Raw genomic sequence first — 15276 nt, 5'->3', positions numbered from 1 at the left:
TTATGCCGTCGGTAGAGTGCTAGTCGGCCTACAATGGACAGCGATATGATGAAGAAGTAAATTCATTATATTTTTGGGGGGAATACGATGAATAAAAAAGCCAGACTAGCCACTTTAACGCTAGCAACCGTGATGCTGACAGGTGTGATGGCCGGATGCGCGTCAACGAAGAATGAAGGGAACAACGGGAACTCCGGAGCGCCGGCTTCGAGCACAAACACAAATGAAAACAATAGCCAAAACAGTGCCACGAAAGATTCGTATGAAATCGCAATTGCGATTCCCGTCTTTGGTCCTGTCCCGAAGGATTTGGTGGCAGTACAAGACGAGATCAGCAAAATTGCGAAGGCCAAAATTAATGCAACGGTAAAAATCCTTCCTATCAGTATCGGTGCATGGGGGCAGCAAATGAATTTGATGACCTCCGGCCGAGAGAAGCTGGATCTGTTCTTTGACTTTGGTCAAGGTTACAGTCCTGATGTGGCTGCAGGCAAAATCATTCCGCTTGACGATCTTTTGGATCAATACGGAGAGGGGATCAAAAGCCAGATACCTCCCGAGTATCTAAATAGCGCAAAGATTAACGGAAAAATCTATGGGGCACCCGTATACAAAGATTATACGACAGGGGTTCCCGGGGTGCTTATGCGCAAGGATTTGATTGATAAATACAAGATTGATGTAGCATCCATCAAGACGATTGATGATCTGGATCAAGTTTATAAGACCGTTAAGGAAAACGAGCCGACGATCGTTCCGCTGGGTGCCGGCTTAACCGTGCCGTCCGATAAGTATGTTTGGTATGACAAGCTGGGGGACCGCAACGGGGTATTGCCTGGATTTGACAACAATCTTAAAGTCGTAAACTTGTTCGAAACGAAAGAATATGAGGATTATTTGAACAAGATGCACAGCTGGGCGAAAGCGGGATATTTCAACAAGGATGCCGCTACGAGTCAAGTGGGCGGTTCAGAACTTCTGAAAGCTGGCAAGGCATTTTCCTATTTTATCGGTCTAAAGCCGGGTAACTTGGAATCGGAAATGCGCACGACCGGCAAAGAGCTTGTCTTTGCGCCGTTAATGTCCAATATCTATGCTACGACCTCCGACACGCTAGGGGGACTATGGACCATCTCCAGCAACTCCGCTAATCCTGAACGAGTGATGATGTTTATGAATCTGATGTACACGGACAAGGATATTGCGAATTTATTCATTTACGGCATTGAGGGTAAAGACTACGTGAAAGTATCGGACACTACGATTGATTATCCGGAAGGAATTGATGCGAAGACGGTCGGTTATTCGTTCCAAAGCTGGATGTACGCAAATCCTTCCATTGCTTATCTGATGAAGTCTGATCAGCAGGAAATGTGGAAATTGACAGCGGAAGCCAATCAGAATGCCATTAAATCGAAAGCGCTTGGCTTCGCTTTTAATGCGGAACCAGTCAAGAATGAGATTACGGCTCTGAAGAATGTAACGGATCAGTATGTAAAAGGGCTGGAGACGGGAACTTTCGACCCGGCCGACAAGCTGCCTGAGTTCAAGGCCAAATTGAAAGCCGCGGGTATCGATAAAGTTATTGCAGAAAAGCAAAAGCAGCTTGACGCATGGGCGGCAGCAAACCAAAAGTAAGACAGACGAAAACCAGGCTTCCATGTTTATGGACCTGGTTTTTCTTTAGAATCATTCATACAGAGAGGCGAGTGAATCATGAGAAAAGTCATTCCTATAAACATGGAATGGAAATTCATTAGGCAAGATGAGGCGAATGCCTGCAATAAAGTCTACCTGGACGAAAATTGGGAAGCGGTTAATCTGCCGCATACTTGGAATGCGATTGACGGCACATCCGGTGTGGATTATTACAAAGGGGCTTGTTGGTATCGTCATAAGTTTACAATGGAATCCCGGTACGAGCGGAAAAAAATATTTATCGAATTCAACGGTTCAAACAGTGTTACGGATGTTTATGTGAACGGCCGGCATTTCGGTCAGCATAGAGGCGGCTACTCCATCTTCCGGTTCGATATAACGGATGCGATCGAGTTCGGCAAAAAAAATACGTTGGCCGTTAAGGTTGATAATACCGTAGTTCAGGATGTATATCCGCTGGCTGCCGATTTTACCTTTTATGGCGGTATTTATCGAGATGTAAATTTGGTTATTGTCGATCCGGTGCACTTTGATTTGATGAATTACGGCTCAAAAGGAATTTATCTCGTGCAAGATGAAGTTGCGGCAGCTGAGGCGCGGCTTACTATTAAATCAAGGATTGCTAACGATAGCGATGAAGAGAGAAAAGTGAGATTATGGGCGGATCTTCAGAATGCAGATGGGGAACAAGTGGCTTACACAGTGAAAGAAGAGATTTTAGCTGCCGGTGAGACGAAGGAAGTCGAAGTGCCGGTAGTGATCGAGAATCCAATCTTATGGAATGGACGAAAAAATCCTTACTGCTATGAAGCAAAGATATCTCTGGAATGGTTCAACGACACGATTGATGAAGTCTCTATTCCTTTTGGTGTTCGACATTATTATGTTGATCCGGAGAACGGCTTCTTTCTGAATGGAGAACATCTTCCTTTGCATGGCGTGTCCAGGCACCAGGACCGCAAAGAAATGGGCTGGGCTATAACCAGGCTTGAACAAGAGGAAGATATGGCACTTATTAAAGAAATGGGGGCTAACTCGATTCGGTTAGCGCACTACCAGCATGATCAGCTGTTCTATGAGCTATGCGACCGTGAAGGGATGATTGTGTGGGCGGAAATTCCGTTTATTACGATGATGTCCAGCACCGAGCTAGAAGGTATAAATGCCAAGCAGCAAATGATTGAATTAATTCGGCAGAACTATAATCATCCGTCTATTGTTTTCTGGGGAATTCAAAATGAAATTCAAATCGGCGGAGACCGGCCGGAAGTTAGAAGAGTGGTCAAAGAGTTAAACGAACTGACAAAGAAAGAAGACCCAACCCGATTATCCACGATGGCCAACGTCTATATCGTGAAAGATGATGACGAGTATAACTATATTACGGATACGGTCGGATACAATAGATACTTTGGCTGGTATAACGGGAAATGCGAGGATTTTGCAACGTGGCTGGATGAGTTTCACAAGCTTAATCCTAACGTGTGCCTTGGCATATCGGAATACGGCGCGGAAGGAATTATACAATATCATAGCAATGATCCAAAGGTTAAAGATTACACGGAGGAATATCATGCGCTGTATCACGAGAAGGTATGGGACATTTTCTCCAAACGTCCTTATTTATGGTCTACCTATGTATGGAATATGTTTGATTTCGGCGCCAGTAACCGGGATGAAGGAGGGGTAAAGGGGCGAAACAATAAAGGGTTAATGACTTACGACCGTAGAATTAAAAAAGATGCCTTTTATCTATATAAAGCTAACTGGTCGGATGAGAAGTTTGTCCATATTACAAGCAAACGGTTTGTCGACCGCCCGGACAACGAGATTACAGTCAAGATATATTCGAATTGCGAAGCGGTCACGCTTTACTCAAACGGGATAGAAATCGCCACGAAATCAAGCGATAACCGCGTATTCGTTTTTGAAAAGGTTCCTTTAAACGGCAGTTTGAATGAAATCAAGGCTGTAGGGAATCAGGATGGAGCAGCTGTTATCGATGTCGCCATTTTTAATAAGGTCAAAGAGCCAAATCTGAGCTACGAAGCCCCTGACAAAGGGAAAGGGGAAGCTGTTTCCAATTGGTTCTCCGTCCCGGATTTGGATGATGTCATCATAGAGGATATTGAAATCACGGATGATGTATATTCAACAAAAGTTGTTCTTCGTGAGCTGTTGGCTAATGATGAAGCAAAAGCGATTGTGGAGAAGTATCTGGATAAGCTGCTTAAAAGAATCGAAGGCTCCATGAATGAAATGGTACTATCCATGAATTTGGAATCGCTGACTTCCTTCTCTCATGATGACCGTAAAGAGAAGCTGCTGTATCGGATGAATCAGGAACTTACTAAAATCAGCAGAGCGCACTTCGTATAAGACTCTCTGATTAAGCGCGCGAAAACCAGGTCCATATTGGGCCTGGTTTTTTATTTTCTCTCACTTATTTCTCTCGAAACAGGAAGTCGGTAAAACGTTATGGATAAGTCGTGAGATTGTTAGTGAGCCAATAGGGTTGCTTATATGATAGAAGCAAGCTGAGAAAGCAGTGAAAGGAGGTGAGGATAAGAAATGAAATTCGATCAGAATTCCACGTTGGGTGAATTGTTAGCCAGCGACGCGGCTAAAGCCGTGCTGGATAAACATATTCCCGGGTTCTCTGCCAATCCGATGCTCGGAATGGCAAGCGGGTTTTCGCTTACTCAATTAGCGGGATTTCCCCAGGCAGGCTTATCGTCGGAACAGTTAGCAGCTATCGTTACCGATCTCAAGAACATATAGGGGGTATGGAAGATGAAGCTTTCCGGAAAAGTCGCGGTTGTCACAGGGGCGGCGTCAGGTATGGGCAAAGCGATCGCGGAGCTCTTCGCTGCGGAAGGAGCGAAGGTCGTCGTTTCGGATCTGAATGTAGAGAATGCGGGCCAAGTGGTCGAAGGAATCAAAGCGGCCGGCGGTAATGCCGTCGCGGTGGCATCCAATGTCGCCTTGGAAGAAGATGTTCAAAGGTTGATCGAAACCGCTGTTCAAGAATTCGGGACGGTAGATATATTGGTCAATAACGCGGGAATTATGGACAATTTTGTACCGGCCGGGGATATTACGGACGAGCTTTGGGAGAAAGTGTTCGCCGTGAATACGACAGGTCCGATGCGGACGACTCGCAAGGTGCTTCCCCTTTTTATCGAGAAAAAGTCAGGCGTCATTGTAAATATCGCTTCAGCCGGCGGTTTGTTCGGTTCGCGGGCTGGCGTCGCTTATACCGCTTCGAAGCACGCCGTCGTCGGGTTCACCAAGAACGTAGGCTTCCAATATGCCAAGCTCGGCATACGCTGCAACGCCATTGCGCCGGGTGCGGTTGCGACGAATATCGCCTTAACCATGACGTCCTTGAATCCATTCGGCGCAGAGCGCGCGCAAATTGGCATGGGCATCAATCCCGGTTTAGGCAAACCGGAAGATATTGCAAAGGTCGCACTATTTCTGGCATCCGAAGACGCAAGCTTCGTGAATGGCGCGACAATTACGGCAGATGCCGGTTGGACTGCTTATTAATAAGTTTCCAATGATACATGGATTCTAGACGGGGAGAGTAGCTGCACAATGAAAAAGCGTATCGGGATGAATGACGGTTGGCGATTTATTCGGCAGAACATAGAAGATGCCAAGCGTGAGCATTTTAATGACAATCAATGGACGGTTGTGAATATTCCCCACACATGGAACGCAATCGATGGCGCAAACGGCTATCAATATTATCAAGGCGCTTGTTGGTATAGAAAGACGTTTACGGTGGAGCCTTCTTGCGAGGGCAGTAAAGTATTTATTGAGTTTGCCGGTTCGAACAGCATTACGGATGTATACGTCAATGGGCGGCATATGGGTCAGCACAAAGGCGGATACTCGACCTTCAGGTTTGACATTACTGACGAGATTAACTATGAAACGAATAATGTACTAGCGGTTAAAGTTGACAATACGGTTGTCGATGACGTTTATCCCCAGAAGGCAGACTTTACCTTCTACGGCGGAATCTATCGTGACGTGAATTTGATTGTTACGACTCCCGTTCATTTTGATTTAATGGACTACGGTTCGAATGGCGTATATATCGTTCAGGAAGAAGTATCCATGAAGCAAGCTCGACTGACAATTAAATCAAGGCTTGTCAATGATAGTCATGAGGAGAAAAAAATTAGACTTTGGGCGGATATTCTCGATGCCGATCAACGCACTGTAACCTATGCCGCCAAGGAAATTATTCTGGCAGCGGCAGAAACCAGAACAGAAGAGATGTCCTGTGTCATCGACAGCCCAAATCTTTGGCATGGCAGAAAAAAACCCTATATGTACAGAGCCAACGTTTCCATGACGGCCTTTAATGACACGATCGAGGAAGTATCGATACCTTTTGGCGTGAGATATTATCATGTTGATCCCGAAAAAGGCTTCTTCTTGAATGGGGAGCATTTGCCTTTGCGGGGCGTTTCGCGGCATCAGGACAGGAAGGATAGAGGTTGGGCCATTACGGAACAAGAGCAAGCCGAAGATATGGCCTTCATTAAGGAAATCGGCGCATCTTCGATTCGGCTGGCCCATTACCAGCACAGCCAATATTTTTATGATTTATGCGACCAAGAAGGCATGGTTGTCTGGGCGGAGATTCCCTTCATTTCGGTTATGTCGCAGAACGAATGGGAAGGGATCAATGCCAAGCAGCAGATGCTTGAATTGATCAAACAGAATTTCAATCATCCTTCCATTCTATTCTGGGGGCTGCAAAATGAGATTCAAATCGGCGGAGAGCGGCCGGAGGTCCGAAAGCTCGTTAAAGAGTTGAATGAACTGACGAAAAGGGAAGACCCGTCCAGACTAACGACGATGGCGAATGTTTTATTCGTCAAAGAGGAAGATAAATACAACCGAATGACGGATGTGATCGGATACAATAAGTATTACGGCTGGTATCATGGCAAGGCTGAGGATTTCGAGCCTTGGCTGAAGAAGTTTCATGCGATTAATCCCGATGTGCCGTTGTGCATCTCCGAATACGGCGTCGAAGGGATCGTACAATATCACAGCGCTGCTCCAAAGGTAAAAGACTACACCGAAGAGTACCACGCTTTATACCATGAAATTGTGTGGAAGATATTCGAGAAAAGACCTTTCCTTTGGGCTACTTATGTATGGAACATGTTTGATTTTGGCGCCAATATAAGAGATGAAGGCGGAGTGAAGGGAAGGAATAATAAAGGTCTAGTCACTTATGACCGAAGGATTAAGAAGGACGCTTTCTATATGTATAAAGCCCACTGGTCGGAAGAGAAATTTGTCCATATTACCGGCAAGCGCTTTGTGGATCGGCCAGAGGACAGCATTCATGTGAAAGTATATTCGAACTGCAAGGAAGTAACGCTATACGTGAATGGCGAGAAATTCCAGTCCGAAATAAGCGATAATAAAATCTTCGTCTTCGAAAACGTGTCCTTAGATGAAGGCATGAATGAAATACTTGCAGTGGCTGTAGAAAATAATGAGCAATATCTTGATACAGCTAGAATTAATAAAGTGGATGGGCCTAATACAAGCTATGAAGCCCCGGGAACTGACAAAGGCGAAGAAGTCAATAACTGGTTCCAAGCACCTGAGCTGCAAGCAGAGGAAATAGAGGAATTACAGATTACGGACGATGTGTATTCCACTCGCTGCACGTTTAAAGAGCTTTTTGACCATATTGAAACGGCGGCCGTCCTGAATAAGTATTTTGGAGAAGACTTTCGGGAAAGACCTACGTATGGCATGACGCAAGGATTTACGATTGATATTCTGGCGGATATGGCACCGGAATACTTCAATGAAAAGCTATTGTACGCACTTAATAAAGAACTTACAAAGATAAAAAAGGCTTCGTCATCCTAAGGATATACTGGAGGGCGACCAGTTATATGATCGCACCGATCATAGAAGACCTGCTAGGTTGATATCAAGCAGGTCTATTTTTATTTGGTTTATTGGAGGGCTCGCTTGAAAGTCGGCAAAACGTCATCGATAAGTCGTGAGATTGTTAGTGACCGATAAATATTATTCGTATGATGAGAGTAAGCAACAGAGGCGGAAGGAAGATGACATTGACAGAAGCGAACAAGCAATATTCGAACCCGGTCATTCCCGGTTTTCATCCCGACCCGAGCATCTGCAGAGTCGGCTCGGATTTTTATTTGGTCACCAGCTCATTTGAATATTTCCCTGGCGTGCCCATCTTTCACAGCCGCGATCTCGTGCACTGGAAGCAGCTCGGACATGTACTTACAAGGCCGAGCCAACTGGATCTGGAAGGGTGCAGAAGCTCGGTGGGTATTTATGCTCCGACCCTTCGGTACCATAACGGCCGATTCTATATGATTACAACCAATGTGAAGATGTTCCGAAATTTTTATGTGTGGGCGGAAAATCCGGAGGGACCGTGGTCCGAGCCGATCTGGCCGGAATGGCCGGGCATTGACCCCTCGTTGACCTTCGACGATGACGGCCGCGTCTATATTACGGGCACAGGCGGATTTTTCGGGGACGAGCCGAAAGGAATCTATCAGGCGGAGATTGAGATAGAGACCGGGAAGCTACTGACCGAACGCCGTCTGATCTGGCAAGGCACAGGCGCCAAAGCGCCGGAAGGTCCGCATTTGTATCGGGTTAACGGCCAGTATTATTTGATGATTGCGGAGGGCGGGACGGAGTACGGCCACATGGTGACAATAGCTCGCAGCGACTCGCCGTATGGTCCATTCGAGAGTAATCCTTCCAATCCCATTCTGACGCACCGTAGCTCGGGCATCTCCATCCAGGCGACAGGGCATGCGGATCTTGTTCAGCTCGAGAATGGCAGCTGGTGGGCCGTGTTCCTCGGAATTCGCCCGGTTTCGGTTCCGTTCAGCGGACGGCATCATCATCTTGGCCGCGAGACGTTCCTGGCTCCCGTCTCCTGGTCCCCTGAAGGCTGGCCAGTCATCGGAGATGGAGGAAAGGCTGCGGAGAAGATGGACGCAGGAACGCTTCCGCTTGAAGATGACGGAGCGCCTGGGGCGGACAGAGATGATTTTGACGCAGGACGCATGCAGCCAGAATGGAACTTCCTGCGCAATCCCCGGGACGAGGACTGGTCCTTGTCGGAGCAACCGGGCCGACTGACGCTTCGCGGCTCAGCCGTAACGCTGAACGATACCGCATCTCCTGCGTTTGTCGGCAGGAGACAGCAGCATTTTCGCTGCAGCGTTGCAACCTTCTTGTCCTTCGCGCCAAAGCAAGAAGGCGAGGAGGCCGGTCTGACGGTTTATATGAACGATCGGTTCCATTACGAGATCGCGCTCGTCTACGGCGCGGAAGGAGAACGCAAAGTGATCCTTCGCAGGCGGATCGGGTCGCTGTGGAAAGTGGAGCTGGAAGCGAAATATGAAGGCGCTGACATTGTCCTTGGCTTGGAAGCCGATCCATCGCAATATTCGTTCTACTACGCCTCGCCGGATGGAGAGCGCATCCCGTTTGGTTCCGGCGAGTGTGCGCTGCTGTCAACCGAGGTTGCCGGAGGTTTCACGGGCGTGTACTTCGGAATGTACGCAACAGGCAACGGCAAAGCGTCGACGGCACCGGCCGCTTTCGACTGGTTCCAATATACGCCGCGTGCCTGAGTTACCATTGATTTGGTCGTGTTCTTTATAAAGCGTAGCCTAGGAGGTCACATCCATGCTGGAAGTATTATCGTTGCGAACCGAATATTTGAATAATCCGTTGGGTCTGGACGCGAAGGAGCCGCGTTTAGGCTGGAAGCTCCGGTGCGATGGCAACAACGTCATGCAAACCGCCTATCAAGTGCAAGCCTCTTCAGCAGCGAGCTTCGCTACTATTCTGTGGGACAGCGGGAAAGTAGAGACGAGCGAATCGCAAGTCATCCGTTATGCAGGTCCGGCATTGAAATCGATGGAGCGCGTTTATTGGCGGGTGAAGGTCTGGAACAATCTCGGGGAAGAGTCGGCGTTCAGCGAGCCGGCGTACTTCGAAACCGGGTTGCTTCATTTTTCCGAATGGAGCGCCCGGTGGATTGAGCCGGAGAAAGAAGTCGACATTCACGCCTATAAGCCTGCGGCGTATATCCGGAAGGAATTCAGCGTTAAGAAAGGGCTTGTCTCGGCGAGAGCTTGCTTGACGGCGAAAGGGCTGTACAGTTTTTTCGTGAACGGCGTCGAAGGAACGGATCATCTGTTTACGCCCGGGTTCACCTCCTACTATAAACGGCTACAGTATCAAGTATACGATGTGACCCCTCTTTTGAAAGAAGGAGCCAATACGCTTGGCGTGATTCTTGGGGACGGCTGGTGGAGAGGAGCAACCGGCGGGGCAAGTCTGAAAAACAATTTTGGATATAAGGTGGCCTTTCTAGGCCAACTCATGTTGGAATACGAGGACGGATTACGCGAGATCATCGGCAGCGACGATTCTTTCAAGACGTCTCACGGTCCACTGCTGAAATCGGACATGAAAGCCGGTGATCTCTTCGATGCCAGGGTTGCCATGGATGGCTGGAACCAAGCCGGCTATGACGATTCTACTTGGGATTATGTTCAAATAACCGATGATGGATTCGACAACCTGATCGCTACCCGCAGTGTCCCAGTAAGAAAGAAAGAGATATTTACGCCGATCGTCATGCAGACTTCAAATGGAGAAACGGTGTTGGATTTCGGGCAAAATATCGCCGGCTGGGTTGATATGAAGGTCCAAGGAGAAGCGGGAACCAAAGTGGTGTTGATCCACGGGGAGGCGCTCGACCGGGACGGTAATTTTACGCTGAAGCATCTTGGGGAGCATGAAACGATTGAGGATTTCCAAGAGGTTCATTATATTCTGGCAGGTAACGGGGTAGAGAGCTACCATCCGCGGTTTTCTATCTTTGGTTTCCGTTATGTTCTGGTGAAGAACTATCCGGGTGATATCCAGGCGGAGAACTTTACCGCTGTTGCCGTCTATTCCGATTTAGAAGAGACCGGCGATTTCACCTGCTCCAATCCATTGATTAATCAACTTGCATCCAACTCTAAGTGGAGCCAGAAAGGCAACTTCATGGAGGTGCCAACCGATTGCCCGACCAGGGAGAGGGCGGCGTGGACGGGAGATGCGCAGGTATTTAGCAGAACGGCTGCGGATTTCATGAATGTATATCCTTTCTTTGAGAAATGGATGGCTGATGTAGCGGCAGAGCAATTCCAGGACGGTTCGGTCGGAAGTACGGTGCCTACGGTATTAGGACATCATTGCACAGAGGAATGGGAGCGGGTATCTAAAGAAATCACGAACCCCATGATGGCTATGCGCAGGCCAAAGCCTGGAACCGCCGGTATGCTTGACGGTTCTTCGGGCTGGGGGGATTCTGCCGTTATTATTCCGTGGACCATGTATCTCTGCTATGGAGACAAGGCCATTCTCGAGAACCAGTTCGATTCGGCGAAGGCATGGGTAGACTATATGGCTGCCTGCGCGAGAAATGCAAACGAGCGGTTCAAAGAAACGCCAGCCTATCAGACTTATACGGATGGAGAGCTTGACGCCGATTATATTTGGGATACAAGGTTCCATTGGGGCGAATGGCTCGAAGCCGACACGGAATTTAACGACCTGTTTGCGGCGATGAGCAAGTCCCAAGGCTGCCATCCGGACGTAGCGACAGCCTATTATGCCTATTCCACCCGTCTATTGGCTGAGATGGCTTTGGTGCTGGAGAAGACGGAGGAAGAGGCAAAGTACCGTGAACGCTATGAGAAAATCAGACGAGTTTATAATAAATATTTCATTAAAGAAAACGGGATTATTCTCGATGACAGACAGGCGCCAAATGTCCGAACGCTCGCATTTGGTCTGGCAGAAGAAGGTAAGAAACAAGCGGTCGCCGATCGGCTGGCGCAGCTGGTTATCGAGCAGGATTATCATTTAAATACGGGCTTCCTATCGACGCCATTTATTCTCCATGCGCTTGCGGATAATGGGCATGCCGATATTGCATTCCGGTTGCTGGAGCAGGATACTTGCCCGTCATGGCTGTATGCCGTAACCAAAGGAGCAACAACAATATGGGAAAGCTGGAGAGGGATGAAGCCAAACGGAGAATTATCGGGCTCCTTGAACCACTATTCTTACGGGGCTGTATGCGATTTCCTCTTCGCAGGTATTGCCGGTATACGTCCGGTGTGGGAGATACCTGGTTATAAACATTTCCTTTTAAAACCGCTTGTTGGAGGAACGCTGACGAACGCATCCGCAACGTATGCATCTCTTTACGGCAACATCCAATCCAGTTGGGAGAAGTCGAACGAACAGGTAACCTACCGTTTCGGGGTGCCTGCGAATACGACAGCGACAATTATGCTTCCCGGAACCCTGGATGATCAGAAGAGAGTAAAAGGCGATTTCCCGGATGCTCGCTATGAAGAGGGCCGTATTGTATTTACGGTTGGAAGCGGCGACTATACTTTTACAATTTAGGAGGCGATTGAGGTGGAAAAAAGAAATGCTTCAATTGAAAGTGTAGAGATAAGCAGCGTTACATTGCCGGATTTCGTGAGATTATTGAGCGGAACTTACACCTACTCCGGGAAAGTACTGATTTCGTATAAGACGGAAAACGATATCCATACGGCCGATTTTTATAACATAGCTGTTCTCAATGATGATGGAACGGATTTTAACACGATCTTCTCCGGCGTAATTCCGACAAAAGCTAAGGCCAACGGGATTCGGTATATGCCTTATCAAGATAATACGCGTGTGCTGCTAGGAGATTACGTGCTTGAATGTACGCCCGATATTGATACTTGTAGAAGCACGAAAATAGTTCCTGTCACATATCCGTCGATCCTCGAGGAAGATGAACGCACAACCCATCACTGGTCTGAAGTCATCATCGCACCCGATAATAAACATATAAGCTGGACGATTCTCCGCTCGGATCTTGGTGCTGCCGTTGCTATAGGCGTTCTGGAACGTAAAGCGGATTGTTACGCGATTGAAAACGTACAGCTTATTAACAATATGCATGCCTTTGAGCAAGACCCGAATAACCCTGGCTTTATTATTCCTTGTCCTATACGGGGGGGAGAAGTGAAGCAGTTTGTGCGGGGAGGAAACGCCATATCCGTCGTTGGGGGAAAACATAACTGTACGCCAGATTCCATATTGCAGGAATTGACTTCCGATAATCTTACGCAAATTACCTATACACCTGGATATGACGAGACCACCATCTTCTCTCCCGATGAACGATTAGGAATCGTCATGAGTACCAGGTTCTCCAAACATACGGATCCGGCTATATTCGGACTCGTTCCTAGACCTTATGGGATCTATACCGGGATGGGGATGGCATGGTTTCTATATACGTATGCGGTAACAGGAATACGTAAATTCAGAGATGGGAACATTGGTCCGGTATTGATTGACATTCATCGTTCCATGAACGAACCAGGATATAAAGGTGTACAGCTTACTTCGGATGAGAATTGGGTGTATTGCTCGCCTATGTCCTGGCATCCGGATGGGAAACATGTCATGTGGCCGGAGATGATGAGGGGAAGCGATGGTTCCCGGATGCGGCTCCAGACAGCGAAATTGCTGGATTATGAGCCGGCCTCCTCTGTACCGTTTGAAACGACAACGGATCATATTCCTTATGGGATCAAAGACTTAACGGTATTAGATTCAGTTGACCCGAACGTAGAAGGGAAAATTGCCGGGAAACACTCCGGATACATGAACTTTATCAAAAATGTCTCTGGTTACTCGGGAATGTCGAAAGCGCAGTATGTCAACTTTTCCGATGACGGCGTGAATTTCTACAACGGATATGAGAAGGTCAATTATAGTGCTGCCGCTGGAGGACGCTATGAATCCGACCTTCAACTGACCGGTTCCAATCAGGGAGAGATGAAGTTTAGGGCAGCCTTCTCGGCGCTTGGAGGACCAAAGCCTGCAATGCTGTTGTTTGACAAAGACGAAGACGGCAAGCCTAAAAGCTACGGATATGCCACATATAACGGAATCACATTAAACATCGCAGATCTGCTTGAATAACGTGCAACATAGCCTTAAAAAGCCGCTGGTTAATTAAACCGGCGGCTTTTCGTTACTACTAGCTAAGATTCTTATAATCGCTAGGGCTGTACCCCGTATGTTTGCTTTACTTTACTTTTTATTTCTCTTGACTTGGAGTGAGCTCCGGGTTGTATAATCACATTTGATACAGACAGAGAAAACAGACTAGGGAGATAGGAGATTCTTATTCGCAATGAATGCAAACAAAAAATCGAATTTCATTCGGCAAGCCTTGCTGTTAGGGTTATTTTCGACGCTAGGCCCGTTTACGATTGATATGTATCTGCCGGCGTTCCCGGAAATTGTGGAACAGCTTGGCTCGTCGGCTTCACTCGTTCAGTTCAGTCTCACCGCCTGCTTACTGGGACTTGGCATCGGCCAGCTTGTGATGGGCTCGCTAAGCGATGTCTATGGCAGACGTATTCCGCTGCTTATCTCAATGGCCTTTTATGTGGCGTCCTCATTGGCATGCGCATTCGCGCCGAATATCGTTCTCTTGATTCTATTCCGCTTTATTCAAGGCGCTGCCGCTTCGGCCGGTATTGTTATTTCCCGCGCGATCGTACGCGATCTGTACAGCGGTCACGAGCTAACCCGATTTTTCTCGCTGCTCTTGCTCGTAGGTAATTTGGGACCTCTCGTGGCGCCTGTTGCCGGGAGCGGGGTGTTGTCGGTTACCTCCTGGATTGGCGTCTTTATCTTCCTGGCGGTGCTTGGCATCTACCTGCTATCCGTGACAAAATGGAGCCTCAAAGAAACGCTGCCGGTCGACCGCCGCAGCCCTTCCAATTTCGGGCAGCAGCTGCGAAACTATGGTTCGCTGTTAAGAGATCGCCAGTTTGTCGGCTACATGCTGGCACAAGGCATTATGATCGCCGGAGTATTTGCTTACGTATCGGGAACCCCGTTTATTTATCAAAATATTTACGGAGTATCGCCAACCGTATTTGCTCTTCTGTTCGGCTCGAACGGGGTCAGCCTGATCATCGGCTCCCAAATTGTGGGACGTCTAGCGCATCGCGTATCTGAACGCAGCTTGTTGTTGGTTGGTCTTTGCCTTGCCTTATTGGCAAGCATGATCGTTGTAGTGGTAACGCTAGTTCATGGACCGTTATTCACGCTTGTTATTCCGTTGTTTATCTTTGTAGCTTCGATTGGCATTACTTCAACGGCAGCCTTCCCGCTTGCGATGGAAAGTCAGGCTAATCAGGCGGGCAGCGCGGCTGCACTGCTTGGCGTTGTTCCGTTCCTGCTTGGCGCGGTTGTTGCTCCGCTTGTTGGCATTGCCGGGGAAGATACGGCTGTTCCGCTTGGGATCATTATTTTAATCACAAGTATCGCGGCTATGCTCGCCTACTTCCTGCTCGTAAGAAGAGGCACGAGTGCGCCTAAATTAAACACGGTGGGTCAAAAAGCCGTATAAAAGCCCGACAAAAATCCCGGTCATGATTGATCGGGATTTTTGTCATGATGATCAGATAGGATTTG

The 15276-nt window shown here is 47.9% G+C and carries 9 protein-coding genes; all 9 read left to right on the top strand.

The features are described from left to right. Positions 1 to 87: 87 nt before the first annotated feature. The 9 genes from WFJ73_RS07950 to WFJ73_RS07910 all read left to right on the top strand — a co-directional run bounded on the left by WFJ73_RS07950 (position 88) and on the right by WFJ73_RS07910 (position 15211). Positions 88 to 1638: an ABC transporter substrate-binding protein gene (locus WFJ73_RS07950; protein WP_336772533.1), complete on the top strand. Its 1551-nt coding sequence runs from the start codon at positions 88 to 90 to the stop codon at positions 1636 to 1638. 78 nt (positions 1639 to 1716) lie between these two features. Further along, positions 1717 to 4038, top strand: a complete 2322-nt coding sequence (locus WFJ73_RS07945; RefSeq protein WP_336772532.1) for a glycoside hydrolase family 2 protein — start codon at positions 1717 to 1719, stop codon at positions 4036 to 4038. A gap of 192 nt (positions 4039 to 4230) precedes the next feature. Further along, positions 4231 to 4440: a hypothetical protein gene (locus tag WFJ73_RS07940; RefSeq protein ID WP_336772531.1), complete on the top strand. Its 210-nt coding sequence runs from the start codon at positions 4231 to 4233 to the stop codon at positions 4438 to 4440. A gap of 12 nt (positions 4441 to 4452) precedes the next feature. Then, a complete protein-coding gene (locus tag WFJ73_RS07935) occupies positions 4453 to 5211 on the top strand; it encodes an SDR family oxidoreductase (protein WP_336772530.1) in 759 nt (252 codons plus the stop codon). Between the two features lie 48 nt (positions 5212 to 5259). After that, complete coding sequence (locus WFJ73_RS07930; protein ID WP_336772529.1) at positions 5260 to 7575, top strand: glycoside hydrolase family 2 protein; 2316 nt, start codon at positions 5260 to 5262, stop codon at positions 7573 to 7575. Between the two features lie 203 nt (positions 7576 to 7778). Next, complete coding sequence (locus WFJ73_RS07925) at positions 7779 to 9338, top strand: glycoside hydrolase family 43 protein (protein ID WP_336772528.1); 1560 nt, start codon at positions 7779 to 7781, stop codon at positions 9336 to 9338. 55 nt (positions 9339 to 9393) lie between these two features. Next, complete coding sequence (locus WFJ73_RS07920) at positions 9394 to 12183, top strand: alpha-L-rhamnosidase (protein ID WP_336772527.1); 2790 nt, start codon at positions 9394 to 9396, stop codon at positions 12181 to 12183. 12 nt (positions 12184 to 12195) lie between these two features. Next, complete coding sequence (locus tag WFJ73_RS07915) at positions 12196 to 13767, top strand: hypothetical protein (RefSeq protein ID WP_336772526.1); 1572 nt, start codon at positions 12196 to 12198, stop codon at positions 13765 to 13767. A 214-nt stretch (positions 13768 to 13981) separates the two neighbouring features. Continuing rightward, the gene (locus tag WFJ73_RS07910) at positions 13982 to 15211 is read left to right on the top strand and encodes a multidrug effflux MFS transporter (protein WP_336772525.1); all 1230 of its coding nucleotides are present in this window, start codon (positions 13982 to 13984) and stop codon (positions 15209 to 15211) included. Positions 15212 to 15276 lie beyond the last annotated feature (65 nt).

The sequence above is a fragment of the Paenibacillus sp. MMO-58 genome (genome assembly GCF_037146255.1).
Taxonomy (GTDB): domain Bacteria; phylum Bacillota; class Bacilli; order Paenibacillales; family Paenibacillaceae; genus Pristimantibacillus.
The sequence above is the reverse complement of the archived record's forward strand: the minus strand, read 5'-3'. Positions and strand labels throughout refer to the sequence as shown.